The sequence below is a fragment of the Pseudomonas sp. R3-57 genome, from assembly GCF_051132065.1.
Taxonomy (GTDB): Bacteria; Pseudomonadota; Gammaproteobacteria; order Pseudomonadales; family Pseudomonadaceae; genus Aquipseudomonas.
Genome location: NZ_CP071655.1, coordinates 1,505,605 through 1,530,730, shown reverse-complemented (window position 1 = coordinate 1,530,730; position 25,126 = coordinate 1,505,605). Strand labels below are relative to the sequence as shown.

At 59.8% G+C, this 25,126-nt stretch carries 24 protein-coding genes and 2 pseudogenes; 10 read left to right on the top strand and 16 right to left on the bottom strand.

What is annotated here, in order from left to right:
- Positions 1–103 precede the first annotated feature (103 nt).
- A complete protein-coding gene (gene alaC, locus J3P93_RS06995) occupies positions 104–1,312 on the top strand; it encodes an alanine transaminase (RefSeq protein WP_434596084.1) in 1,209 nt (402 codons plus the stop codon).
- Between the two features lie 195 nt (positions 1,313–1,507).
- Here the strand turns inward: alaC and J3P93_RS06990 are convergent, their stop codons facing one another.
- Positions 1,508–2,860, bottom strand: a complete 1,353-nt coding sequence (locus tag J3P93_RS06990; RefSeq protein WP_093099116.1) for a GntP family permease — start codon at positions 2,858–2,860, stop codon at positions 1,508–1,510.
- Positions 2,861–2,942: 82 nt separating this feature from the next.
- Positions 2,943–3,476, bottom strand: coding sequence for a gluconokinase (locus tag J3P93_RS06985; protein ID WP_093099113.1), 534 nt, complete (start codon positions 3,474–3,476; stop codon positions 2,943–2,945).
- Between the two features lie 216 nt (positions 3,477–3,692).
- On the opposite strand from J3P93_RS06985, the gene J3P93_RS06980 reads away from it, so the two are divergent.
- Entirely contained in the window at positions 3,693–4,724 is a 1,032-nt protein-coding gene (locus J3P93_RS06980; RefSeq protein ID WP_434596083.1) for a LacI family DNA-binding transcriptional regulator, read from the top strand.
- A gap of 155 nt (positions 4,725–4,879) precedes the next feature.
- On the opposite strand, the gene J3P93_RS06975 is transcribed toward J3P93_RS06980, so the two are convergent.
- Positions 4,880–5,752: a LysR family transcriptional regulator gene (locus J3P93_RS06975; RefSeq protein ID WP_434596082.1), complete on the bottom strand. Its 873-nt coding sequence runs from the start codon at positions 5,750–5,752 to the stop codon at positions 4,880–4,882.
- A gap of 123 nt (positions 5,753–5,875) precedes the next feature.
- On the opposite strand from J3P93_RS06975, the gene J3P93_RS06970 reads away from it, so the two are divergent.
- The gene (locus tag J3P93_RS06970) at positions 5,876–6,316 is read left to right on the top strand and encodes a PACE efflux transporter (protein ID WP_434596081.1); all 441 of its coding nucleotides are present in this window, start codon (positions 5,876–5,878) and stop codon (positions 6,314–6,316) included.
- 127 nt (positions 6,317–6,443) lie between these two features.
- Positions 6,444–7,868: an MFS transporter gene (locus J3P93_RS06965; protein WP_434596080.1), complete on the top strand. Its 1,425-nt coding sequence runs from the start codon at positions 6,444–6,446 to the stop codon at positions 7,866–7,868.
- A 198-nt stretch (positions 7,869–8,066) separates the two neighbouring features.
- Here J3P93_RS06965 and J3P93_RS06960 read toward each other — a convergent pair.
- The 6 genes and pseudogenes from J3P93_RS06960 to J3P93_RS06935 form a co-directional block, all read right to left on the bottom strand.
- Positions 8,067–8,495: pseudogene (locus J3P93_RS06960) on the bottom strand (methyl-accepting chemotaxis protein); the annotation flags it as partial.
- A 162-nt stretch (positions 8,496–8,657) separates the two neighbouring features.
- Positions 8,658–9,281: pseudogene (locus tag J3P93_RS06955) on the bottom strand (PAS domain-containing protein); the annotation flags it as partial.
- A gap of 659 nt (positions 9,282–9,940) precedes the next feature.
- Complete coding sequence (locus J3P93_RS06950; protein WP_434596079.1) at positions 9,941–10,954, bottom strand: ABC transporter substrate-binding protein; 1,014 nt, start codon at positions 10,952–10,954, stop codon at positions 9,941–9,943.
- On the bottom strand, positions 10,951–11,478 hold the full coding sequence (locus tag J3P93_RS06945; RefSeq protein ID WP_434596078.1) for a sigma-70 family RNA polymerase sigma factor: 528 nt from the start codon (positions 11,476–11,478) through the stop codon (positions 10,951–10,953). The genes J3P93_RS06950 and J3P93_RS06945 overlap by 4 nt, the downstream gene beginning before the upstream one ends.
- 113 nt (positions 11,479–11,591) lie before the next feature.
- Positions 11,592–12,380 (bottom strand): phosphate/phosphite/phosphonate ABC transporter substrate-binding protein, encoded by a 789-nt coding sequence (locus J3P93_RS06940; protein ID WP_434596077.1) that lies wholly within the window; start codon positions 12,378–12,380, stop codon positions 11,592–11,594.
- A gap of 141 nt (positions 12,381–12,521) precedes the next feature.
- The gene (locus J3P93_RS06935; protein ID WP_434596076.1) at positions 12,522–13,463 is read right to left on the bottom strand and encodes a fatty acid desaturase; all 942 of its coding nucleotides are present in this window, start codon (positions 13,461–13,463) and stop codon (positions 12,522–12,524) included.
- 156 nt (positions 13,464–13,619) lie between these two features.
- Here J3P93_RS06935 and J3P93_RS06930 point away from each other — a divergent pair, with 156 nt between their 5' ends.
- The gene (locus J3P93_RS06930; RefSeq protein WP_434596075.1) at positions 13,620–14,036 is read left to right on the top strand and encodes a GNAT family N-acetyltransferase; all 417 of its coding nucleotides are present in this window, start codon (positions 13,620–13,622) and stop codon (positions 14,034–14,036) included.
- Between the two features lie 122 nt (positions 14,037–14,158).
- Here the strand turns inward: J3P93_RS06930 and def are convergent, their stop codons facing one another.
- From def to J3P93_RS06915, 3 genes are all read right to left on the bottom strand, one after another.
- Positions 14,159–14,698, bottom strand: a complete 540-nt coding sequence (gene def, locus J3P93_RS06925) for a peptide deformylase (RefSeq protein ID WP_090285516.1) — start codon at positions 14,696–14,698, stop codon at positions 14,159–14,161.
- Between the two features lie 2 nt (positions 14,699–14,700).
- Positions 14,701–15,651: a YihY/virulence factor BrkB family protein gene (locus J3P93_RS06920; RefSeq protein WP_090285518.1), complete on the bottom strand. Its 951-nt coding sequence runs from the start codon at positions 15,649–15,651 to the stop codon at positions 14,701–14,703.
- Between the two features lie 164 nt (positions 15,652–15,815).
- On the bottom strand, positions 15,816–16,007 hold the full coding sequence (locus J3P93_RS06915; RefSeq protein ID WP_090285520.1) for a CsbD family protein: 192 nt from the start codon (positions 16,005–16,007) through the stop codon (positions 15,816–15,818).
- Between the two features lie 194 nt (positions 16,008–16,201).
- On the opposite strand from J3P93_RS06915, the gene J3P93_RS06910 reads away from it, so the two are divergent.
- Positions 16,202–16,579 (top strand): hypothetical protein, encoded by a 378-nt coding sequence (locus tag J3P93_RS06910; protein ID WP_007917843.1) that lies wholly within the window; start codon positions 16,202–16,204, stop codon positions 16,577–16,579.
- 155 nt (positions 16,580–16,734) lie between these two features.
- Here the strand turns inward: J3P93_RS06910 and fadD1 are convergent, their stop codons facing one another.
- Positions 16,735–18,432: a long-chain-fatty-acid--CoA ligase FadD1 gene (gene fadD1 / locus J3P93_RS06905; RefSeq protein ID WP_090285522.1), complete on the bottom strand. Its 1,698-nt coding sequence runs from the start codon at positions 18,430–18,432 to the stop codon at positions 16,735–16,737.
- A gap of 354 nt (positions 18,433–18,786) precedes the next feature.
- A complete protein-coding gene (gene fadD2, locus J3P93_RS06900; protein ID WP_434596071.1) occupies positions 18,787–20,475 on the bottom strand; it encodes a long-chain-fatty-acid--CoA ligase FadD2 in 1,689 nt (562 codons plus the stop codon).
- Between the two features lie 200 nt (positions 20,476–20,675).
- Here fadD2 and J3P93_RS06895 point away from each other — a divergent pair, with 200 nt between their 5' ends.
- Both J3P93_RS06895 and J3P93_RS06890 read left to right on the top strand, forming a co-directional pair.
- Entirely contained in the window at positions 20,676–21,620 is a 945-nt protein-coding gene (locus J3P93_RS06895) for a lysophospholipase (protein WP_434596069.1), read from the top strand.
- Positions 21,621–21,662: 42 nt separating this feature from the next.
- On the top strand, positions 21,663–22,133 hold the full coding sequence (locus J3P93_RS06890) for a MaoC family dehydratase (protein ID WP_003227420.1): 471 nt from the start codon (positions 21,663–21,665) through the stop codon (positions 22,131–22,133).
- A gap of 267 nt (positions 22,134–22,400) precedes the next feature.
- On the opposite strand, the gene J3P93_RS06885 is transcribed toward J3P93_RS06890, so the two are convergent.
- Positions 22,401–22,868: a ferritin-like domain-containing protein gene (locus tag J3P93_RS06885; protein ID WP_090285529.1), complete on the bottom strand. Its 468-nt coding sequence runs from the start codon at positions 22,866–22,868 to the stop codon at positions 22,401–22,403.
- Between the two features lie 203 nt (positions 22,869–23,071).
- Between J3P93_RS06885 and J3P93_RS06880 the strand changes: the two genes are divergently transcribed.
- Both J3P93_RS06880 and J3P93_RS06875 read left to right on the top strand, forming a co-directional pair.
- Positions 23,072–23,308 carry a DUF3820 family protein gene (locus J3P93_RS06880; protein WP_025112833.1) on the top strand — a complete coding sequence of 79 codons (237 nt, stop codon included), beginning with the start codon at positions 23,072–23,074 and terminating at the stop codon, positions 23,306–23,308.
- Between the two features lie 31 nt (positions 23,309–23,339).
- On the top strand, positions 23,340–24,521 hold the full coding sequence (locus J3P93_RS06875) for an aminotransferase class V-fold PLP-dependent enzyme (protein WP_434596066.1): 1,182 nt from the start codon (positions 23,340–23,342) through the stop codon (positions 24,519–24,521).
- On the opposite strand, the gene J3P93_RS06870 is transcribed toward J3P93_RS06875, so the two are convergent.
- Positions 24,518–25,093 (bottom strand): hypothetical protein, encoded by a 576-nt coding sequence (locus tag J3P93_RS06870; protein WP_434596064.1) that lies wholly within the window; start codon positions 25,091–25,093, stop codon positions 24,518–24,520. The genes J3P93_RS06875 and J3P93_RS06870 overlap by 4 nt on opposite strands.
- Between the last annotated feature and the right edge of the window lie 33 nt (positions 25,094–25,126).

Sequence of the window (25,126 nt, the reverse complement as noted above, 5' to 3'; positions counted from 1 at the left end):
GGCTGGACAGTATGCCATCAGCGCCCTTATCTTCCGCCACAGGTCACCGCAGTGACCAGCGTCGCTCGGACGGTTCCGGGCGCTTACGTTATCCGAGGCAACAATGGCCGAACAAGGTTCGCCGCGCCGCTTTGCGCGCATAGATCGACTCCCCCCGTACGTTTTCAACATCACCGCCGAGCTGAAGATGGCCGCCAGGCGTCGTGGTGAAGACATCATCGACTTGAGCATGGGCAACCCCGACGGCGCCACGCCGCCGCACATCGTCGAAAAACTCGTGCAAGTCGCCCAACGCGAAGACACCCACGGTTACTCGACCTCCAAAGGCATTCCGCGCCTGCGCCGGGCGATTTCCAACTGGTACAAGCAACGCTACGAGGTCGATATCGATCCGGAAAGCGAAGCCATTGTCACCATCGGTTCCAAGGAAGGCCTGGCGCATTTGATGCTGGCGACCCTGGATCAGGGCGACACGGTGCTGGTGCCGAACCCGAGCTATCCGATTCATATCTACGGCGCGGTGATTGCCGGCGCCCAGGTGCGTTCGGTGCCGCTGGTGCCGGGCGTGGACTTCTTCGACGAACTGGAACGGGCGATTCGCGGCTCGATCCCCAAGCCGAAAATGATGATTCTGGGCTTCCCGTCGAACCCGACCGCGCAGTGCGTGGAGCTGGATTTCTTCGAACGGGTGATCGCCCTCGCCAAGCAGTACGACGTGCTGGTGATCCACGATCTGGCCTACGCCGACATCGTCTACGACGGCTGGAAAGCCCCGTCGATCATGCAGGTACCGGGCGCCAAGGACATTGCGGTGGAGTTCTTCACCCTGTCCAAGAGTTACAACATGGCCGGTTGGCGCATCGGTTTCATGGTCGGCAACCCGGAACTGGTCAACGCTCTGGCACGGATCAAGAGCTACCACGACTACGGCACGTTCACCCCGCTGCAAGTCGCGGCGATTGCTGCGCTGGAAGGCGATCAGCAGTGCGTGCGCGACATCGCCGAGCAGTATCGCCAGCGCCGCAACGTGCTGGTCAAGGGCCTGCATGAGCTGGGCTGGATGGTCGAGAATCCGAAGGCATCGATGTATGTCTGGGCGAAGATTCCCCAGGCGTATGCGCACCTGGGTTCGCTGGAATTCGCCAAGAAACTGCTCGCCGAGGCCAAGGTCTGCGTCTCGCCGGGGGTGGGGTTTGGCGAGTATGGCGATGATCACGTGCGCTTCGCGCTGATTGAAAACCAGGACCGCATCCGCCAGGCGGTGCGCGGGATTCGCGGGATGTTCCGCGCGGATGGCCTGGCCCCGAAATAACTGACACACCTTCGATCGTTCCCACGCTCCGCGTGGGAATGCATCAATGGACGCTCTGCGTCCGCTTTGGGACGCGGAGCGTCCCGGGCTGTATTCCCACGCGGAGCGTGGGAACGATCAGCGGTGTAAAGTCCTGAAATTTCATCCACAAAAAAACCGCATCGCTGCGGTTTTTTTGTGCCTGCAAGAAGCTGTTTAAACGAACAGCGACAACAGCAGGATAAAGCCCAGACCGACCACCGACAGGATGGTTTCCATCGCCGTCCAGGTCTTGAAGGTTTCGGCCACGGTCATGTTGAAGTACTGCTTGACCAGCCAGAAACCAGCGTCGTTAACGTGCGACAGGATCAGCGAACCGGCGCCGGTCGCGAGTACCAGCAGCTCACGGTTGACGCCAGGAATCATCCCCACCACCGGCACTACAATGCCGGCACCAGTGATGGTCGCCACGGTGGCCGAACCGGTCGCGATACGGATCACCGCGGCCACCAGCCACGCCAGCAGGATCGGCGAGATCTGTGCGCTGACCGCCATGTGACCGATCACGTCGCCCACGCCGCTGGTCACCAGCATCTGCTTGAAGCCGCCGCCGGCACCGATGATCAGAATGATCGCAGCGGTTGGCGCCAGGCTCGCATCCAGCCACTTGAGCATCTGGTTGGAACCGATGCCCTGCTTGTAGCCGAAGGTGTACAGCGACAGCAGCAATGCCAGCAGCAGTGCCGAGATCGGGTGGCCGATCATGTCCATCCAGGTGCGGAAGAAGTTGCCGTCCGGCAGCGCCACGTCAGCGAAGGTTTTCAGCAGCATCAGGAACACCGGCAGCAGCACGGTGACCAGGGTGATGCCGAAGCTTGGCAGATCGGTCGAGTCGTTTTCGCGGGCCAGTTGATCGACCAGTTCCTGATTCGGGTGACCGGGAATGTGCTTGGCGATGAACGTACCGAAGATCGGACCGGCGATGATCGCGGTCGGCAGCGCAACGATCAGACCGTAGAGAATGGTCTTGCCGATGTCAGCGCCGAACACGCCGATGGCCAGCAGCGGGCCCGGGTGCGGTGGCACCAGACCGTGTACAGCGGACAGGCCGGCGAGCAGCGGGATGCCGATCTTGATGATCGACACACCGGTACGACGCGCCACGATGAACACCAGCGGAATCAGCAATACGAAGCCGATTTCGAAGAACAGCGGGATGCCGACCAGAAATGCGGCGAACATCATCGCCCACTGGACCTTGTCCTTGCCGAACGCACGAATCAGGGTCTGGGCAATCTGATCCGCCCCGCCCGATTCGGCCATCATTTTGCCGAGCATGGTGCCCAGCGCCAGAATGATGCCGACGAAACCGAGCACGCCACCGAAGCCGTCCTGGAACGCCTTGATGATGGTGCCGATCGGCATGCCCGAGGTCAGGCCGAGGAACGCGGCCGCAATGGTCAGAGCGATAAAGGGGTGAATCTTGAATTTGGTGATCAGGATAATCAGACCGATTACCGTGACCACTGCATCGAGCAGCAGGAACGTCTCGTGGGACATGCCGAACATTGGGGGTGTCTCCTGGATTGTTGTTGTTATTAAAGCGGGTTGAACAGAAGTCGGGAGGACAGCGCTGTCTTTTTCAACATACTCATACCGCCTGTTTCAGACCGTGGGCCTGCCACCAGACGTGAGCCTGCAGTGCCAGCTCTTCGACGCTGTGTACCGAGGCGTTGAGTGCCAGGGTCAGCGGCTCGCCCTTGGGCGATTCGAGGGTGGCGAACTGGCTTTCGATCAGCGTGGCCGGCATGAAATGGCCCGGACGGTGCGAGACACGTTCGGCGGCGACTTCAGGGGTCAGTTCCAGGAACACGAAGCCCAGGCCCGGCAAGGCGCTGCGCAGGCGTTCGCGATAGATATGTTTGAGGGCCGAGCAGGTCAGCACCGGGCGTTTGCCCGACGCATCGACGCGACGCAGTTCATCGCACAGGCTGTCGAGCCAGCCGGCACGGTCGTCGTCGTTCAGGGGGATCCCCGCGCTCATCTTTTCGATGTTCGCGGCCGGATGAAAAGTATCGCCTTCAATGGCAGTGGCGCCGCTCAAATGGCACAGGGCCTCGCTGACGCACGTCTTGCCGCAACCGGCAACGCCCATGATGACCAGGGCGGTGATGGGATGACTCATATAACACCTCAGCGCGCAGACAGCGCTACCTTTGCTAGCTATGACTCTAGTGCACAGGCAGAAGTTGCCGACGCCTTCTTGTCGTTTTTTTGGGTTGCAGCAGGTTCGTTCCCAACGCCAAAGAGCCAAGATCAGGCAGGACCTCGCTCACGCATTTGCAGCTGCATCAGGACAGCGCTACCTTAGTGCCTTGATTTTTGTTTGGCAAGCCGCCCGATGACCTCCCCCAAGAACGATAAAAATACCCGCACCACCGGCCGTCCTACCCTTAATGAAGTTGCCCGCCTGGCCGGCGTCAGCCCGATTACCGCCTCCCGTGCCCTGCGCGGCGTCAGTACTGTGGCCACCGAACTGGTGGAAAAAGTGCAGAAAGCCGCGCTCGAACTCAACTACGTGGTCAACCCGGCCGCCCGCGCGCTGGCCTCGGCGCAGAGCCATTCGGTCGTCGTGCTGGTGCCGTCGCTGTCCAACCTGCTGTTCATCGACACGCTGGAAGCCATTCATCGGGTGCTGACGCCGAAGGGCTTCGAAGTGCTGATCGGCAACTTCCACTACTCGCGCGATGAAGAAGAAAACCTGCTGCGCAACTACATGGCCTACCAGCCGCGCGGCTTTCTGCTGACTGGTTTTGATCGCACCGAGAGCTCGCGACGGATGATCGAGGCGAGCAATATTCCCTGCGTGTACATGATGGAGCTGGACAGCAGCGTCGGTTTGAACTGCGTGGGCTTTTCACAGTTGAGCGCTGGGGAAACCGCCGCCGAACATCTTCTGTCTCGCGGACGCAAACGCCTGGCCTACATCGGCGCACAACTCGATCAGCGCACGCTGCTGCGCGGTGAGGGCTTTCGCCGGGCGTTGCAGAAGGCCGGCCGCTACGACCCGGATCTGGAAGTGCTGACGCCGCGATCTTCATCGGTGGGCTTGGGCGGCGAGTTGTTTCTGCAATTACTGGCGGCGCATCCGGATGTCGATGCGATTTTCTTTGGCAACGACGACCTCGCCCAGGGCGCCTTGCTCGAAGCGCTGCGCAATGGCATCAAGATCCCCGAGCAGGTGGCGATTCTCGGTTTCAATGACCTGCCGATGTCCGAGCACATGGTGCCGCGCCTGAGCAGCATCAACACCCCGCGCGAGGCGATCGGCCGACGCGCGGCGGAGCAGATGCTGACGCTGATGGCGGGCAATAAAGTGCCGCGCCCGGTGGAGGACATGGGGTTTGAGCTGAAGGTTCGCGAAAGTACATAACCCCGCAAAAAATGCAGAGTTACCGATCGTTCCCACGCTCTGCGTGGGAATGCAGCCCGGGACGCTCTGCGTCCCTCCAGAGCCGAACGCGGAGCGTCCGTTGCGGCATTCCCACGCGGAGCGTGGGAACGATCGACAAAGGATCTCTACCAAATTCAATGGCTGAGCAGGTCGACCAAGGCCAGCGCGCCCTTCTGCAACGGCTGGCTCTTGAGCCACACCGCATGCACCGGCATCACCAGGCCGTTCTCAATATTGCGGAAATTCAGCCGCTGCAAGCGCCCCGCGTCCAGTCGCGGCTGCACCACCGACAGCGGAAAATTACCCCAGCCCAACCCCGCCTCGACCATGTCCATTGCCGCTTCCAGGCTGTCGGTGCGCCAGTACGATTGCGCCACCAGCGGCCGCGTTTCGCTGATCGGCAGATCCCGGCTAGCAACGATGATCTGCCGCACCTGTACCAGATCTTCGAGAAACACATCACGCCCCTGCAACAACGGACTGTCCGCCGCCAGCGTGGCGACCAGTCGCTCATTGCCGACAAAATGAAACCGCTCCAGCACGTTCATGCGCAACCCGGCGAACGCCAGGCACAGACCGACTCGACCGCTGTGCAGCATCGCCAATACGTCATCCTGCGGCGCCGTCAGCACTTCGATGTCGAGCAGCGGATAGCGCTCGGCAATCACCTTGATCGCCCCGAGCAAACGGCGCCGGTCAATATCCGCCACCACGCCAATCGATAACTTGCTCTCCAGCCCCAGCGACAGCTCGACCGCGTGCACTTGCAACTGTTTGAGCTGCTCGGCGATCAGCCGTGCGTGCGGTACCAGGGACAGGGCCATGGCGGTCGGTTGCGGTTCACGATGGCTGCGATCGAACAGCAGATAGCCAAGCTCGGCTTCAAGGTTGCCGATGCCCATGCTCACTGCCGAGGGGACTTTGCCCAGCGCCCGTGCGGCGGAGGAGAACGAGCCGCGCTCGATCACTGCGAGAAACAATTCGATGCTGTCGCTATTGAAGTTCAACCGGCACACCTATCAATAAAACTGAAAAGAGCTGACTTTTTCTGTCATCTATATTGAAGCTATCTTTCGTCGCCTTCGCCAGCCCCGCTGGCTGTCATTCGGCAACAAAGAGGCAAATTCCCAATGCAAGGCGTCAAACGCAAACTGGTCTACGTGTCGCTCTACGAAGTGATCGGCATGACCTTCTCGGCCCTCGGTCTGGCCTTGTTGTCGGGCACATCGCCGGGCAGCACCGGGCCGCTGGCGGTGATCATCACCAGCATCGCCGTGACCTGGAATTTCATCTACACCTCGCTGTTCGAACGCTGGGAAAGCCGTCAGGTCTCGCGCACCCGCACGGTTAAACGGCGCATTGCCCATGCGGTTGGCTTTCAACTGACGTTGATCGTGTTTCTGATTCCGTTGATCGCATGGTGGATGAACATCAGCCTGGTGCAGGCGTTTCTGCTGGATCTGGCGCTGATCATTTTCATCCCGTGCTACACCTTTGCCTTCAACTGGCTGTTCGATCGGGTGTTCGGTTTGCCCGCCTCGGCACTGCCGGATTCGGCCGCTGCAGCATAAATCGTTAATTCGTAAGCGAATATTGCAAGAAAAGTGTTGTGGCGCGTTGTTAAACGCGGATATTCACAATCCGTGAACTCCGATAGCAGGCTAAGCTTTTCCATCAAATAAAAAAATGGATCTGCCCATGACTGCTCACGCCTTCGCCGCCGCACACAGCGACGGCATCGACCCGGTCCGCGCCGCCGAGATTTCCGCCCGCATCGATCGCCTCCCCGCCGTGGCGACGATCTGGCGGCTGGTGGCGCTGTTGTCGATCGGGGGTTTCTTCGAACTCTACGATCTGTTCCAGACTGCCTACATCAGCCCCGGCCTGATCCGCGACGGCCTGTTTGCCACCGGCAATCAGGGCGTGTTCGGTTTTTCCGATCAGGCAGCATTCGCCTCGGCGACGTTCCTTGGCCTGTTCCTCGGCGCCAGCCTGCTCAGTCCCTTGGCGGATCGCTTCGGTCGCCGGGCGATCTTCACCTTCGCGCTGATCTGGTACACGGTGGCAACGGTTTTGATGGGCATCCAGACCTCAGCGCTGGGCATTATCGGCATGCGCTTTCTGGTGGGGATCGGCCTGGGCATCGAACTGGTGACCATCGACGCCTACTTGTCGGAACTGGTGCCCAAACGCATGCGCAGCTCGGCGTTTGCCTTTGCGTTTTTTGTGCAGTTCCTATCGGTGCCGGCGGTGGCATTGATGTCGTGGTGGCTGGTGCCGCAGGCGCCGTTCGGTGTTTCCGGCTGGCGTTGGGTGGTGCTGGCCAGCGCTGTGTTTGCGCTGTTCATCTGGTGGCTGCGCAAACGCCTGCCAGAATCGCCGCGCTGGCTGGCGCAGCATGGCCGTTTCGACGAAGCCAATCGGATTCTCGATAACCTCGAAGCGCGCTGCGCAAAAGATCACGGCAAAGCTCTGGACGCGCCGGAAGCGGTGCCGGTCGACGTTGAAGGCAAGGGCCGTTTCGCTGATATCTGGCAACCGCCGTATCGCCGCCGCGCGTTGATGCTGATCGTGTTCCATATTTTTCAGGCGATCGGCTTCTTCGGTTTCGGCAACTGGCTGCCGGCGCTGCTCTCGGGCCAAGGCGTCAGCGTCACCCACAGTTTGCTGTACGCCTTCATCATCACCCTCGCCTACCCGCTCGGGCCGTTGTTGTTCGTGAAGTTCGCCAACCGCTTCGAGAACAAATGGCAGATCGTCGGCTCGGCCCTTGGCGCAATGACCTTCGGCACCCTGTTCGCCCTGCAGACCAGCGCCGTCGGGCTGATCTTCTGCGGGGTGATGATTACCTTCTGCAACGCCTGGCTGAGCTTCAGCTATCACTCGTACCAGAGCGAACTGTTCCCGACCAACATCCGCGCCCGCGCGGTCGGCTTCTGCTATTCGTTCAGTCGCTTGTCGACAGTGTTCAGCAGTTTGTTGATCGGCTTGTTTCTCGACAACTTCGGTACGCCGGGCGTGCTGGCTTTCATTGTTTGCAGCATGCTGATCGTGATGTTGACCATCGGGGGATTTGGACCGCGCACGCGTAATCTGGCGCTGGAGAATATTGCCCATCGCTGAGCGGTGCCTGCACGACGGCATCCTGCAGGAGATGAGCAACGCGGCGAACACGTTTCTTGCTGCGCTTTGATCGAAAGGCTACATAAAAAACAATGTAGGAGTGAGCCTGCTCGCGATAGCGGAGTGTCAGCCAGCAAACTTGTCGCTGACACACCGCTATCGCGAGCAGGCTCACTCCTACAGGGGGACTGTAGCAATTCAGTTCAGTTGCAGGGTTTCATTGAACTGGCTGATCGCATCCACCACGTGCCGCGAGCCCTGCTGAATCTCCAGGATCACCTCCCCCGCCTCGTTCGCCAATTCCACTCCCAGCCCGGTTCGGCTCAGGCTCGATTGCATGCTCGACACTGCGCTCAGCGACAGGTCATAGTTCCTGCGCACCACATCGACAATTTCCAGGGTCGCCTGACTGGTCCGCGCCGCGAGGCTGCGCACTTCGTCCGCGACTACCGCGAAGCCGCGGCCATGTTCGCCGGCGCGTGCGGCCTCGATTGCAGCATTAAGCGCCAGCAAGTTGGTCTGGTCGGCAATGCCGCGAATGGTCTGGACGATGGTGCCGATGATGTCCGACTGTTTACTCACCGCATCGATACTGACGGCGGCTTCGTTGAGGTCGCGGGAGATGTCCTGAATGATTTTCACGGTCTGCTGCACGACCTGCGAGCCTTTTTGCGCGCAGGCGTCGTTCTGTACCGACGTGCTGTGGGCCGATTCGGCGGCGCGCTGCAAGGTGGTCATCTGGCGGGTGATGTCGCTGGCGAACTTGACCACTTTGTACAAGCGGCCCTTGGCATCGAACAGCGGGTTGTACGAGGCTTCCAGATAAACCATGTGCCCGGACTTGTTCTTGCGCTCGAAGCGGTGCGAGTGATATTCGCCGCGATTGAGCGACGCCCAGAACGCCTTGTATTGCGCCGACTCGGATTCGCTGCGGTGACAGAACAGGCTGTGATGCTGACCGATAATCTCGTTGAGCGAATACTGCATGGTCTGCAGAAAGTTATCGTTGGCGGCGATGACATTGCCTTCGGGAGTGAACTCGATCACCGCCATCGAGCGGCTGATTGCCGCCAGCATCGCTTCTTCTTCATGTTCCTTGTTGATACGCGCGGTGATATCGGCAGCAACTTTGATCACGCTTCTGACTTCTTTGTCTGGGCCAAACACCGGCATGTAACTGGCCTCGAGCCAGATCTCCCGACCGCTCTTGTTCAAGCGCAGGAATGTCCCGCTCAGCGGTTCGCCACGGGCCAGATCGCGCCACAACCTGGCGTAGTCCTCGCTGCGGTAATAGCTCTCTTCACAAAAGATCCGATGGTGTTTGCCGCGTACTTCCGCGGCGCTGTAGCCCATGGTCTTGCAGAAGTTGTCGTTGGCATCGAGGACGATGCCGTCAGGGCTGAACTCGATCATCGCCATCGAGCGGCTGATCGCGGCCAACTTGGCGTTGGTCTCGGTCAGCGCGCAACTGAAGCGCTCGATTTCCTGCAGGTCAGCCTTGTGATGTAGGTTGAACATGGTTGTATCACCTTCCGCGCGGTCTTTCGATTTGATGAAAGTTCTGGTCTTTCAAGATCCACCACTACGTTCCGTGGAACAGGCACACGCCTTCCTCCACGGGAGGAAGTTGTCAGGTGATAAATGATGATCAATCGGAGCGTCCATGCAGCGACGTTCTAATCAAGACATCCTTCTCTTGATAGCCCGCACGCGGGCCAGCCCTAACGCATTGAAGAACTTCCATGTCGGCGACGCTCCTTGTTGGTTCAGTGTCGGTGCCTTGGGTTGCGCACTCTGGCAGCATGAATCACGAGCCAACGATGTCTGTCAGTCGGGTTTTGACATGACGATCGACATAGTTAGTTACGACAAGCATAGCCAGACCGCCGCCGTGCGCAAGGCCACTAGTCGGCCAGTATCTGGCATTTTTTGCACAAGAATCGGTTCAGCGCGCGGAGAAATCTCGTCGGGACTGACGCTTTCGCGAGCAAGCGCGCCGCCAAATCAGAATGCGTCTCGCCTGTGAGAGCGAGCCTGCTCGCGAAAACGCTACAAAAAACAACAGAAACGACTTACAGACTTCCAGTCACCTTGGTCGCCACATCGGCAGGTACCCACGGCTGCCAGACCTGCGGTTGATCGCGCAGGAACGCCTCGGCCACCGCGCGCGGCTGCAAGCGTTTTTCGCTCATGCCTGCCAGTGTCTGGTTGAGCAGATCAATCGGCAGGTCGACCTTTTCAAAGAACGTCACCAGTTGCGGGTACTGTTGCTTGAACGGCGCCGAGACGCCGATGGCCAAACGTGCGGGCATCGAACGCGTGCCCTTGGGATTGGGGTTGTTCGCGTCAGCCAGGGTCTTCCAGGCTTCGGCGTCGAATGGCGGCTCTTCCAGTTTGACCAGTTTGAAGCGGCCGAGCAGCGGCGTCGGCGACCAGTAGTAGAACAGCACGGGTTTGCCGCGCTTCACCGAAGACGCCACTTCGGCATCCAGCGCCGCACCGGAACCGGTGCGGAAATTGACGAAGCTGTCGTTCAAGGCGTAGGCCTTGAGTTTCTGGCTGTTGACGATTTCCGAGGTCCAGCCGGTCGGGCTGTTGAGGAAGCGCCCGCGCGACGGATCTTCCGGGTCACGGAATACATCCTTGTAACGCGGCAGATCCGCCACCGATTTCAAATCCGGTGCCAGCGCTTTGATCCCGCGCTGCGGATCGCCCTTGATCACATACTCCGGCACCCACCAGCCTTCAGTGGCACCTTTGACCGTATCGCCAAGGCCGAACACCTTGCCTTCGGCGGCAGCCTTGACCCACGCCGGACTGCGCCCGGCCCATTCTTCGCCGATCACCTGGATATCGTTTTTCGCCAGCGCAGCTTCAAGGCTGACGGTGCTGCCGGGCAGCGTGTCGGTCGGGTAGCCGTAGCCTTTCTCGACGATCAGGCGCAGCACTTCGGTGATGAAACTGCCGCTCTCCCAGGTGATGTCGCCAAAGTGGATCGGCGCGGTTTTCTCCGCCGCCGCCAGCGTGCCGACACTCAGGCTCAGCGCCAGCATTAAACGGCCGAGCAGGGTTTTGATCGATCTCATGCGGACCTCAAGTCTGATAGTGATTGATTGGCGCTGTGGCGATCGCACAGCGCTTGGGAACGGCTCACGTAGACACTCACCGAACGCTGGGAGACGCCCAGTTCGGCAGCAATTTGTGGGTAGGTCAGGCCATCAACGCGCGCGAGCAGAAAGGTCGTGCGCACTTTGGCCGGCAAGCGTTGCAAGCTGTGATCGAGACGAGCGAGGGCTTGCGTCAGTTGGGCCAGGTCTTCCGGCGACGCGACGCAGGCGCTGTCGCACTGCTGCTGATAGCGGCGCTCAAGTTGCGCACGCCGCCAGCGCTGATACAGCAGGCGCTGCGCGATGGTCGCAAGCAAGGCGCGCGGTTCGCGAATCGCCTTCAGCGCAGGGGTTTGGAGCAACTGCGCGAAGGTTTCCGCAGCGAGGTCTTCGCTGCCGGCGGCGTCAGGCGATTGCCGGCGCACATAGCTGCAGAGCCAGCCATAGTGAGCGCGAAACAGAAGTTCGACGGTTTGGCGGTGGGCATTATCGGCGCCGGACATAGGGGCTCCTGGATGAGGGGTCGCTGAATGTCCGGTGTTCCGGTGGCGCGATCGTAGCAAGGCGCCTTATTCGTTAAAAAGACTTAAAACGAATTTTTATATTCCCTTTTGAGTTAGCGCAGCTGAGCGTAACCCAACGCCTCGGCCTCTCGCTGGTAGTCGAGCAGGATTTGGTAGTCGCTTTCGCTGGCCGGCAGGACCTCAGGCAACCCGAGTGTCTGCACCACCTCGGGCAGTTCGCGCAGCGCTTGATTCATGACTTCACGCAATTGTTCAATGCGCTCGAGCGAGGCACTGCGCACAGTGATGAACGGCAACGTCGGACTGTCGGCACTGCGCGTCAGCACACGCAACCCGCGGACTTCTTCAGGCGAATATCGAGCGAGGCAGGCAAAGGTGACGCTGTCGATCGCCGCCAGATCAGCGCGGCCCTCACGCACTTCGCGCAGACTGTCGCGATGCCCGCCACTGATACTCACCGAAGCAAAGAATCGTCCTTGTTGATGCAACGACGCCAGCCGCTGGCGAAACAGATTCATGCCGCTGTTGGAGCCTTCGCTATTGATCACCCCGCGACTGCCGCGAAACTCCGCCAGCGTCTGACGCGGCTCGTCGGCGCGGCAGACAATCAGGCTGCAATGATTGCCAGCCGTGGCGTCGGGCAATTCGTAGCGCGGCCGACCGACCACGCGCACCTGTCCACGCAGTGCAGTCATCAGCGGATAGCCGCAGGTTTGCGTAAGCAGCAGATTCGCAGATAACCAGAGTTCGGCTAAAGAGAGGTCATGCGCAGCGCGGCGCGAGTGCCCCAGATGTTCGAGGATGCGTGTGAGCCAGCGTTCATTGGCGGCGTGGATCGCCTCGGGGGCGGCGTACATGCGCAGTTCGGCGTGGTGGGCCATAGACATTTATCCATACAGAGAGAAAACCTGTGGCAGCTAGCCTGCTAGCGATTGCAATCTGTCAGTCACCATCAGCGGTGGCTGTAGCTCCGCTATCGCTAGCAGGCTAGCTCCCACAGGGGTTATCCGGCGTTTTTGAAGTCAGTGAAAAGGATGCTGCGGGCTGTCGATCGGCCTGAGACCATTCTGCCGCCACAACTGGCCGTAACCGTGCACGACAAATCCGCCACTACGCGCGACCCAACGCTCGCGCTGCGCGTAATACGCCTTGGGCAGGTCATACCACGCCAGCCCCGGTAAATCGTGATGCACCAGATGAAAGTTGAGATTTAGGAACAGCCAGCGCCACGGCCAGGCGGCTTCGTTGAGTACCGTGCGCTGCTGCGGTTGCGCATGCGGGCGGTGTTCGTGGTAGGAGCGAATCATCGCGATCGCCAGCGCCGGCACGCTGATGAGCAGCAGGTAATGCCACACCGGCAGCACGCTGAAACGGGCAATGAAGGTGAGCATCAGCGCGGTGAAGAACCCGTGGGTCAGCCACATCCGCCAGGCTTGTCGATCGCCCGCCATCAAGCGTTGCCCCTGCTCTTTGGCCAGCGCCAGCAACGCCAGCGGCGCACCGATCAGCAAGCGCCCGAACACGGTTTTGTTCAGCCAGTGCACACCGCGTTCGAACAAGGAGCTGGCCTGCCAGTCGCCATGAGTCAGGTAACGGCTCTCCGGGTCGAGGCCCGGTACGGTCAGGTCCTCGTCGCAGTGATGACGCAAATGGCTGTCGCGATACAGCGTGTACGGGTACCAAACGGCAAACGGCGCATAGCCGAGTAGCTTGTTCAAGCGCACCCAGCGCGTCGGATGCCCGTGCAGCAATTCGTGTTGCAACGACAGCCACAACACCAGCAGTGGAATCAGCAGCAGCGTGCTGCCGGCCACGCCGAGCCATGCGCTGTTGCACAACACGGCGAACCAGGCGCCGTACACGCCGATCAATAACAGCCAGGTCGGCCATTCGCTGCGGGCGGTAAAACGCTGGCGCAGGGTTTCGATTTGCGTGCGATGGCTGGCGTCAAAGTAATTCGGCATGGCGTTGCTCGGCTGGGATCTGTTCCCTTCTGTGCAACGACAGCGTGCAATCTTGCAGATTATTTTTCGGCGCATGGATGATCGGTGCCGGTGATCATTTGGCCGGTTTGCCCACGCTCTTTTATAATCGCCGCTTTGCCCAGTACAGCCCTGCCCATGCCCGATACCCATTACACCTTGCTCGACGCGTCGCTCTGGCCGTTGATGAACAAGTTCTACCGCAGCCACCAGTCCTCGATGAAAGCCGTGCGCGATGCGCAGTTGTGGGTGGCCCGGCGTGGGGACATCGTCGCGGCGCTGTGCCTGCGCCCGGTGGCGGGTGGGCATTGGTTGACCGGCTTGTTCGTCGATCCTCAGTGCCGCGAGCAAGGGATTGCCGCGCAGTTGATCGCGGCGGCCACTCAAGCGGTGAGCGAGCCGGTGTGGCTGTTCTGTCATCCGGATTTGCGCGGGTTCTATGAGCGGCGTGGCTTCAGGTTTGACCCGGCGCTGCCGCAGGCGATGGCGGAACGGTTGAGCCGGTATGCGCGCAGCAAGCCGATGATTGCGATGGGGCTCAATTCTCCAGCCTGACCACAATCCCCTGTAGGAGTGAGCCTGCTCGCGATAGCGGTGTGTCATTCGGTGAAAATGTCACTGATATACCGCTATCGCGAGCAGGCTCACTCCTACAAGGGGAATGTGTTGATCCTGAGCTAGTCGTCCGCGTTGGGATCAAGGTCCGGAAACATCACTTCGGTAAAACCGAACTTGCTGAAATCGGTGATGCGCGACGGGTACAGCCGGCCGATCAGATGGTCGCACTCATGTTGCACCACCCGCGCATGAAAGCCTGAGGCTACACGCACAATCGGCTCGCCCTTCGGATCGAAACCTTCATAGCGAATCTGCTGATAGCGATCCACCGCCCCGCGCAAACCCGGCACCGACAGACAACCTTCGAAGCCCTCTTCCGTATACGGATTCAACGGTGTGATCAGCGGGTTGATCAGGATCGTCTGCGGCACCGCTTCAGCATCCGGATAGCGCTCGCTGTGCTCGAAACCAAAGATCACCAGTTGCAGATCGACGCCGATCTGCGGCGCGGCCAGGCCGACGCCGCCGACGCTTTCCATGGTCTGGAACATGTCGTCGATCAGTTGCCACAGCTCGGCGCTGTTGAACATTTCCGGCGGTACCGGCGGGGCGATGCGCAGCAGGCGCTCGTCGCCCATTTTGAGAATTTCACGGATCATGGTCAGACTTCGTCAGTGTCCGGCTTGAGCGAATGATCGCGGCCCAGGCCTGAGACATGTTGTTTGGGATGTTCTTCTGGCTCGCCCGGGTCTTTCTCGCCCTTCTCCTTGCCTTCGCTGGACATGTGCTCGATCACCGCGTTCATTTCCGCGCCGAGCAGCAGCACGGCGGCGGAGATATAGAAATACAGCAACAGCACGATGATCGCCCCGATGCTGCCATACATCGCGTTGTAGTTGGCGAAGGTTTTAACGTAGAAGGCGAACCCCAACGACGCCAGGATCCACACCACTACGGCCAGCACCGAACCTGGGGTGATGAAGCGGAATTCCTGTTTGACGTCGGGCATGACGTAGTAGATCAGGGCCACGGCAATCATCATCAGCACCACGATTACCGGCCAGCGCGCGATGGTCCAGATAGTCACGATGACTTCTTCCAGACCGACCTGCGCGGCGATCCAACCCATCACCTGCGGCCCGAGCACCATCAATGCGGCGGCAATCAACAGCATGCCGGCAATGCCGACGGTGTAGACGATCGACAGCGGGAAGCGCTTCCAGATCGGCCGCCCCTCGACCACGTCGTATGCAGCGTTCATCGCGCTCATCATCAGGCGCACGCCAGCCGAGGCGGTGTACAGCGCGATGACGATACCGATTGAAAGCAGGCCGCCCTTGGATTGCTGCAACTGGTCGATCACCGGGTTGACCTGCTCGAGCGCCTGCGGCGGCAAGACCAGTTCCGACTGCAGGCGCAGCCAGGAAAAGAAATCCGGCAAGTGCAGGAAACCGATCAGCGCGATCAGGAACAGAATGAACGGGAACAGCGAGAACAGCATCTGGTAGGCCAGTGCCGAGGCATAGGTCGACATTTCGTCGTCGACGAATTCAGTGACCGTGCGCACCATCACCCGGTGCAGGGGCAGACCTTTCATGTTCGGGAAAATCATTCGCGTCTCCTTTCGCCGCAGTACAGGTTGAAGTCGTGGCGACTCAGGGGCCGTTTTTTACATCACGTTAGCCTGTTTGGCGATCTTCGTCGGCATCCGCAGGTTTTTTGATACAAAAACGGCCATCCTTGGATGGCCGCTCGTGTGATTCGTTCAAGGCTGGATTACGCCTTGTCGACGCCTTTCTTCACTGCGTCCTTGGTGTTGCCAACTGCCTGCTGGGCTTCGCCTTTTCTCTCCTGGACCTTGCCTTCGGCTTGCAGTCTGGAGTTATCGGTAGCCTTGCCGACGCCTTGCTTGACGTTACCGACGGCTTCGTTGGCCATGCCTTTTACTTTATCGCCTGTGCTACTCATGGTGTTTCTCCGTGACGCATAAGGGGAAGAAAAGTCAGTACGTAACGATTGACTGGCGCGTTTCGCTGCAAGTTTCAATTATTTGCCCCTCATTTCGTCGCGGCGCGCAGGTTGCGCTTTATGTTTGTCGGCGTTGCCTTGAGAATGCGCAGCTATGGGCGCCAGGCGCCAAAGACCGATACCGCAGGAATGTTATGAAACTCGATAAAACGCAAGCCATCGCCCGTCGCAACAAGGAACTGGGCGGCGCCGTGCTTGGCACCAACAACTGCCACTTTGCCGAACTGAACCGCAACCGCAATATCTGGTGGTTCGACCTGCCGGTGTCGCGCCTGGCGATCGGTCAGTACGAGTGGATTCACCTGCTGATGCACACCCCGGCGACCGACGAACTGCTGCACCTGAAAGTGCCGACCGTGTTTCTGCGCGAAAAGCTCGAAGGTCTGGTGATTCGCAACGAAGGCAAGCGCAAGGCGGCGTTGAGCCTGGAGCTGAGTGCGGACAAGGATTCGTATCTGCAGGACATGCGGCCGGCGGGGACCAATGTGAATTTTGCGCCGTTTCGTCAGTAGGACTGATCGTTCCCACGCTCCGCGTGGGAATGCATCTCGGGACGCTCCGCGTCCCTGCAGTGCTGGACGCAGAGCGTCCGGGGCGGCATTCCCACGCAGAGCGTGGGAACGATCGACTCACCAACAAAAAGCCCCGCATTTGCGGGGCTTTTTGTTTACGCGGCGGACTTGGCCTTGATCTTCTTCAGCTCTTCATCGCGCAATTCGCGGCGCAGGATCTTGCCGACGTTGGTGGTCGGCAGCGCATCGCGGAACTCCACCGAACGCGGCACCTTGTAGCCGGTGACGTTGGCGCGCATGTGGTCCATGACCTGTTCCTTGGTCAGGGTCACGCCCGGTTTGGCGACGATGAAAATCTTGATCGCTTCACCCGACTTGTCGTCCGGCACGCCGATGGCCGCGCATTGCAGCACGCCCGGCAAGGTCGCCAGCACGTCTTCCAGCTCGTTCGGATAGACGTTGAAACCGGAGACCAGAATCATGTCTTTCTTGCGATCGACGATGCGCATGTAGCCGTCCGGCTGGATCAGCGCGATGTCGCCGGTCTTCAGCCAGCCATCGCTGTCGAGCATTTCATCGGTGGCTTCCTGACGCTGCCAGTAACCCTTCATCACTTGCGGGCCTTTGACGCACAGCTCACCGATCTCACCCAGCGGCTGCTCGACACCGGCGTCGTCGATGACTTTGCACAGGGTCGATGGCACGGGAATGCCGATGGTGCCGATCTGGATGTGCTGGATCGGGTTGACCGTGGCCACCGGGCTGGTTTCGGTCATGCCGTAACCTTCGCAGATGGCGCAGCCGGTTACGGCTTTCCAGCGTTCGGCAGCGGCCAGTTGCAGGGCCATGCCGCCGGACAGGGTGACTTTCAGCGCGGAGAAATCCAGCTTGCGGAACGCTTCGTTGTTGCACAGCGCGACGAACAGCGTGTTGAGGCCGACAAAGCCGCTGAACTTCCACTTCGACAGTTCCTTGACCATCGCCGGCAGGTCGCGCGGGTTGCTGATCAGGATGTTGTGGTTGCCGATCAGCATCATCGCCATGCAATGAAAGGTGAACGCATAGATGTGGTACAGCGGCAGCGGCGTGATCAGGATCTCGCAACCTTCATTGAGGTTGGAACCCATCAGCGCCTTGCACTGCAGCATGTTGGCGACGAGGTTGCGGTGGGTCAGCATCGCGCCCTTAGCCACGCCGGTGGTGCCGCCGGTGTATTGCAGCACCGCGACATCACCGCTGTGCGGATTGGCTTCGGCCACGGGTTGACCGTGCCCCTTGCTCAGCACGTCGTTGAACTTGACGGCTTTGGGCAGGTGATAGGCCGGCACCATTTTCTTCACGTACTTGATGACGCTGTTGATCAGCAGGCGCTTGAGCGGCGGCAACAGGTCGGCGACTTCGGTGACGATGACGTGCTTGACGCCGGTTTTCGGCACCACGGCTTCGGCCAGGTGCGCCATGTTCGCCAGGCACACCAGCGCCTTGGCACCGGAGTCGTTGAATTGGTGTTCCATTTCCCGCGCGGTGTACAGCGGGTTGGTGTTGACCACGATCAGCCCGGCGCGAATCGCACCGAAAACGGCGACCGGGTATTGCAGCACGTTGGGCAGTTGCACGGCGATTCGATCGCCGGGCTGCAAATCGGTATGCTGTTGCAGATACGCGGCAAACGCCCCGGACAATTCGTACAATTCACCGTAGGTGATCGTCTTGCCGAGGTTGCTGAAAGCCGGTTTGTTGGCGAAGCGCTGGCAGGATTGCTTCAACACTGCCTGAATGTTCGGATACTCGTCCGGATTGATGTCGGCAGCGATTCCAGCCGGGTATTTATCCTTCCAAAAGTCTTCGATCATGGAAGCCCACTCCTCAGCAACGCGAATTCTTCACCGCATTTGATGCGATTATTATTGGTGTGTGTTTTGTATTGGTGAATCTGGCTTTTACACAGGCCGAGAAGTCACAAAGCGCGCCGAGAGTAGCAGCTTTGCCGAGGGTCGACTAGAGCCAAAAGCGGCCCCTACAGTCATATTGATGACTCAAGACTATCTAGCAGTCATTTTAGAGCAAAAATCCTAGAACCCCTTGAAAGCCCCGGTTTTCATGGGTGCCAAACAAATCGCGAGGAGGAACACTCCTACAGAGATTACATACAACCCCTGTAGGAGTAAGCCTGCTCGCGGTCCGCGCCAAGCGCGGCCATTCACCGGTCAGGCAATATCCCGCAACTCCCGCCGCAGAATCTTGCCGACAGGCGTCATCGGCAATGACTCACGCAAGACGATGTGTTTCGGCACCTTGTAGGCGGTGAAATTCTCTTTGCAGTAGGCCTTCAGCTCTTCGAGGCTGACGCCGCTTTCACGCGCCACCACAAACAGCTTCACCGCCTCGCCCGAGCGCTCGTCCGGCACGCCGATCACCGCGCAATTGGCGACTTTCGGGTGGGCCATGACCACGTCTTCGATTTCGTTTGGATACACGTTGAAGCCGGAAACGATGATCATGTCTTTCTTGCGATCGACGATACGCACAAAACCATCGGGGTCGATCACGGCAATGTCGCCAGACTTGAACCAGCCTTCGGCATCCAGCACTTCGGCGGTGGCTTCGGGCTTGTTCCAGTAGCCCTTCATGATTTGCGGGCCCTTGATGCACAGCTCGCCGCGCTCGCCCAACGGCTGCTCGGCGCCGTCATCGCTGATCACTTTCAACAGTGTGCCCGGCACTGGCAGGCCGACCGTGCCCAGGCGGGATTGATCGCCGTAGGGATTGGTGCAGGCCACCGGCGAGGTTTCGGTGAGGCCGTAACCTTCGGTGATGCGGCAACCGGTGACCTGCTCCCAGCGCTCGGCCGTGGCCTTGACCAGCGCGGTGCCGCCGGAGTTGGTCAGTTTCAGGCTGGAGAAATCCAGCGTCTTGAAATCCGGGTGCTCCATCAGCGCGACGAACAAAGTGTTCAGACCCAGCAACGCCGAAAAACGCCAGTTTTTCAGCTCCTTGATGAAGCCGGCAATGTCCCGCGGATTGGTAATCAGAACGTTGTGGTTGCCCGAGACCATCATGCACATGCAGTTCGCGGTGAACGCATAGATGTGGTACAGCGGCAGCGGCGCCACCATCACCTCCTGGCCTTCACGCAACAGCGGCTGGCCATCCGGACCGAGTTGGGCGAGGCAGGCGCGCACTTGCTGCATGTTGGCGACGAGGTTGCCATGAGTAAGCATTGCGCCCTTGGCCAAACCGGTGGTGCCGCCGGTGTATTGCAGCACGGCGATATCGTCGAGCGTGACCTTCAGCGGTTTGATCCCCAGGCCGCGGCCCAGGCGCAGTGCGCTTTTGAAGGAGATCGCCTGCGGCAGTGAGTAGGCCGGGACCATTTTCTTCACTTTGCTGACCACGGTGTTGACCAGCCAGCCCTTGGCGATGGGCATCAGGTCGCCCATCTTCGCTTCGATCAGGTATTGAATGTCGGTGTCCGGCAGTACTTCCTGGACTTTCTGCCCGAACACGTTCAGGTACACCAGCGCGCGAGCACCGGAGTCCTTGAACTGGTGGCGCATTTCCCGCGCGGTGTACAGCGGGTTGGTGTTGACCACGATCAGCCCGGCGCGCAGCGCACCGAACACGGCAATCGGATAATGCAGGACGTTGGGCATCTGCACGGCGATGCGATCGCCCGGAACCAGATCGGTATGCGCCTGCAGATAACCGGCGAACGCGGCGCTCTGGCGTTCAAGCTCGGCGTAGGTCAGCGTGATGCCCATGTTGCTGAACGCCGGGCGATCAGCGAATTTCTTGCAGGAACGCTCGAACACTTCGATCACCGACTTGAACTCAGTCATGTCGATGTCCAGCGGTACGCCGGCCGGGCGCTTGTCGTTCCAGAAATCAGGTCGCATTGTTCTTGTCCTCTTTACCTGAGCCGATCCGGGAGCCGCTTCTGTCATTTCTGAACAAGCGGAGCTTCACGGACACTAGCAGCTATGGCCATTCAGGCAAATATGAGCAAAGCCGTCATTGATCGTGTGAATCTTCCTGCCGTGGCGTGGGCTGATCAGACGCGCTATACAATGTGCGGACTTTGAGCAAAGGAAGCGCCATGATTCACGACACCTTCTGGCTGGACGCGAGTGACCGCAGCCGGCTCTTCGTCAATCAATGGCTGCCCGCGGGGCCGTTGAAAGCGCTGATTCTCGTGGCCCATGGCATGGCGGAACACAGCGGCCGCTATGCACGCCTCGCTGAAACCTTTTGCGACAAAGGTTATGGCGTATACGCACCGGATTTGCGTGGCCATGGCAGAACCGCCAGCCAAGGCACTCTCGGCCATTACGCCGATGCTGACGGTTGGTGCAAAGTCCTCGGCGATCTGGCCAGCCTCAACCAACACATCGGCCAGCAGCACCCCGGCGTGCCGATCATTCTGCTTGGGCACAGCATGGGCAGCTATCTCGCCCAGGGTTATCTGCTGCACCACAGCGCCAGCCTGCATGGGGCGATTCTCAGTGGCTCGAATTTTCAACCAGTCGCCCTGTACCGTGCCGCGCGGCAGATCGCCCGCCTGGAAAAACTGCGTCAGGGCGGCAAGGGCCGCAGCGCGCTGATCGAGTGGCTGTCATTCGGCTCGTTCAATAAAAAATTCAAACCGGTGCGCACGCCGTTCGACTGGCTCAGCCGTGACCCGGCCGAAGTCGACCGTTACATCAACGACCCGCTGTGCGGCTTTCGCTGCACCAATCAATTGTGGATCGACCTGCTCGGCGGCTTGCAGCAGATCAGCAAAGCGTCCAATCTCGCGCAGATCGATCCGGGCCTGCCGCTGCTGGTCATCGGCGGCGAATGTGATCCGGTGAGTGAAGGCAAGCGTCTGACAGATCTGGCCAACGCCTTGCGCGCGGCCGGCAGCCAGCACCTGCAACTGAAGATCTACCCGCAGGCCCGGCACGAATTGTTCAACGAAATCAACCGCGGCGAAGTGATCGCCGATGTGCTGGCCTGGATCGATCAGGCCCTGAGCCATCCGCGCCCGCAACGCAGCGAATAATTTTTTGCGGATTGACTGAGTCCGCCACAGGAATCGAGACCGATGACCCAGGTTACCAACATCCCTTACGAAGCCCTCGAAGTCGGCCAGACCGCCAGCTACAGCAAGACCGTCGAAGAGCGCGACATTCAACTGTTCGCCGCGATGTCGGGCGACCACAACCCGGTGCACCTGGATGCCGAGTTTGCCGCGGCGAGCATGTTCAAGGAGCGTATCGCCCACGGCATGTTCAGCGGTGCGCTGATCAGCGCGGCAGTAGCGTGCGAACTGCCTGGGCCGGGGACTATTTATATCGGCCAGCAGATGAGCTTTCAGAAGCCGGTGAAGATTGGCGACACCTTGACCGTGCGCCTGGAAATCCTCGAGAAGCTGCCGAAGTTTCGTGTGCGCATTGCCACTCGCGTGTTCAACCAGCGGGATGAGTTGGTGGTGGATGGCGAGGCCGAAATTCTCGCACCACGCAAACAGCAGACGGTGACGTTGCCGACGTTGCCGGCGATCAGTATTGGCTGATGGATGGGGGGTGTCAGGCAGATTGCTTCCCCCTCACCCCAGCCCTCTCCCCCAGGGGGCGAGGGGGAAAGGGAGCTGATCTTTGTGGCTTTCAAAATCTGAATTCACCTCAGATCGCCCAAGTCGGCTGACTTCTGTCATCTACCTCGATCAGTCCCCTCTCCCTCCGGGCGGTCCGACGTTTCGGGAGGGCTAGGGTGAGGGGCCTTTCAGCCAGGCACAAAAAAACGCCAGACACGCTGGCGTTTTTTATCAGGCGCCTAACCCTTAAGAGTTAGCGCGAGCCTGATTACGCAGGGCTTTCACCTGGTCGTGGTTGCGTTGGACGCCGTGGTACTGACGTTCAACCAGATCCTTAATGCCTACCAGGTTGTGCTTGTTGATCTTCTCGATCGCTTCACGATAAGCCTTCAGCGCATGGTCTTCACCGCGCTCAGCTTCGTTCAGCACAGCCTCTTCGTCCTTGCCGGTGAACATGGCTTTGACGTCGACCCAACGACGGTGCAGGTCACCGCTGACGCTGGTGGAAGTTTCCGGATCGCCACCCAGCGAACGCACTTGCGCCTGCAGCTCGGCAGCGGCAGTGGCGCAGTCGGCGGAGCGCTGTACGAACAGGGTTTTCAGTTCTGGGTGCTTGATGTCTTCGGCGCAAGTCTTGAACCCTTCCTGACCGTCCTTGCAGGTTTCAATCAGGTCGTTGAGTACAGAAATGGCTTCTTTGTTTACGTCAGTCATTTTCCAATTCCTTGCGGTTGGTTGAAGATGCAAGGAATATTGCAGTGTGCGTGCCAGCTTCGCTTTCAAAAATAAATCGTTTAATTTCAATAAGTTATAAAACATTGAACCATCTGTATGCTGGTGTTTTGCATGATCTGTCATTTGGCCTGCATGCAGAATGCCTGTATTTTGCAGATTGCTTTGAAGTCAGACGAAAACCGATGAATCCTGAAAAACTCGAATTGCTGATCACCCGCGAAATGCCCTTCGGCAAATACAAGGGGCGGATCATCGCCGACCTGCCGGGCCCTTACCTGAACTGGTTCGCCCGCGAAGGTTTTCCGCACGGCGAGCTGGGTGGTTTGCTCGCGCTGATGCACGAGATCGACCATAACGGCCTCTCCGATCTGCTCGAGCCGCTGCGCGCCAAACACGGCAAACCTGCCCCGCGCCATTGATGCGCCCTCCTCTTCTCTGAGCTCGTTGATCATGCCCGATAACACCCGCCGCGCCCGTGACGAAGCCTTCTGGCGAACGTTCGCCGACCGTTACGATGTTCAACCCGGCCCCGTGAACCTGGAAAACGGTTATTTCGGGCGCATGTCGCGCACGGTGATCGAGGAATACCAGCGCAATATCGAGCTGATCAATACCAGCAATTCGGTGTACGTGCGCCAGCGTTTCGAGCAGCACGACAACCTCGATATTCGTGCACAGCTGGCTGAATTGATCGGTGTGCATGCGCAGAGCCTGGCCTTCACCCGCAACGCCACCGACGGCCTGCAATCGCTGATCCGCAACTACAACTGTTTGCAGCCCGGCGATCAGGTACTCATAAGCGATCTGGAATACGACACGGTCAAAGGCGCCATGCGCTGGCTCGCCCGGCAGCGCGGCGCCGAGGTGATCGAAATTGCCCATGCGCACCCGGCCAGTTTCGACAGCCTGCTGGAGACCTACCGCGAAGCGTTCACTCGCCAGCCAAAACTGAAATTGATGGCGCTGACTCACGTCACCCACCGCACCGGCCTGGTCATGCCGGTAGCGGCCATTGCTGCGCTGGCGAAAGAACATGGCGTCGACATCATCCTCGACGGCGCCCACGCCCTTGGCCAGATCGATTTCGATCTCGACGCGCTCGGCATTGCGTTCGCCGGCTACAACCTGCACAAGTGGATTGGCGCCCCGCTGACCCTCGGCTTCCTCTACATCGCGCCGCAGCGTCTGGCCGACATCGATCCGGACATGGGCGAGATGCATTTCCCGGCGAACGACGTACGTGCCCGCACCTCCTACAGCACGCCGAACATACCGGCGCTGATGACCTTGCCGCTGGTGTTCGAGGAACACGCCTCACTCGGTGGCGCCGCCGCCAAGGGTGCGCGCCTCAATTACCTGCGCAACCTCTGGGTCAGCGCGGTACGGCATTTGCCGGGCATCGAAGTGATGACCCCGGACGATCCGCGCCTGTATTGCGGCATCACTTCGCTGCGCTTCACCCACCACGATGATCAACAGGCGATGGCCGAGCGATTGCTCAACGATTACAACCTGTTCACCGTGGTCCGCCACGGCGCTGCCAGCGGACCGAGCATCCGCGTCACACCGGGGCTGACCACCACAGCGGCAGACATGCAGCGGCTGGTACGCGCGCTGCACGAACTGCGCTAGAACGGCGTGACGGGCTGCTTGTCGTAGCCCGCCAGACCGATTTGCGATGACAGGGCGAAGGTGTCTACGCCAATCGTCACGCTACCGTAGTGGCCGTCATCCAGGCCATGGTCTGTGATCGGTCGTAGCGCCAGCCACGGCGCATCGTCATCTGCAACTGCGCAATTACAGACGCCGGGCAGATGCACGCGGCCTGCCCAGGCCTCCTGATAAAGCTGCGGTTGTTGATCGTCGCTGGCGATGGCGACGCTCAGAGCGAGGCAAGGCAAGGCGCTGTGCCGATCCGGGTAGAGACTGGTGAAACGCACGATGCCCTGATTGTCGGTCGACTGGCTACCGCACAACGTCTCGGCGCCGATGTGCTGCTCGATCCGCACAAGTGCGCCAACGACCGGCGCGCCAGTCATGGCGTCGACCAATACCAGCCGCAACAGCAGCGGCGGGCCTTCGAGACCCCGGCTGATGTTGCGCACGCTTGGCGAGGCTTCGTGTTGATGGAAGCTGCGAGCAACGGGCAACTGTCGCGGGGGCAGAGATTCGATTGATAGAGCTACAGATTGATGGTCGTCCATGAGGCGTTCTCTCTTCCGTAAGATGAACGCAGA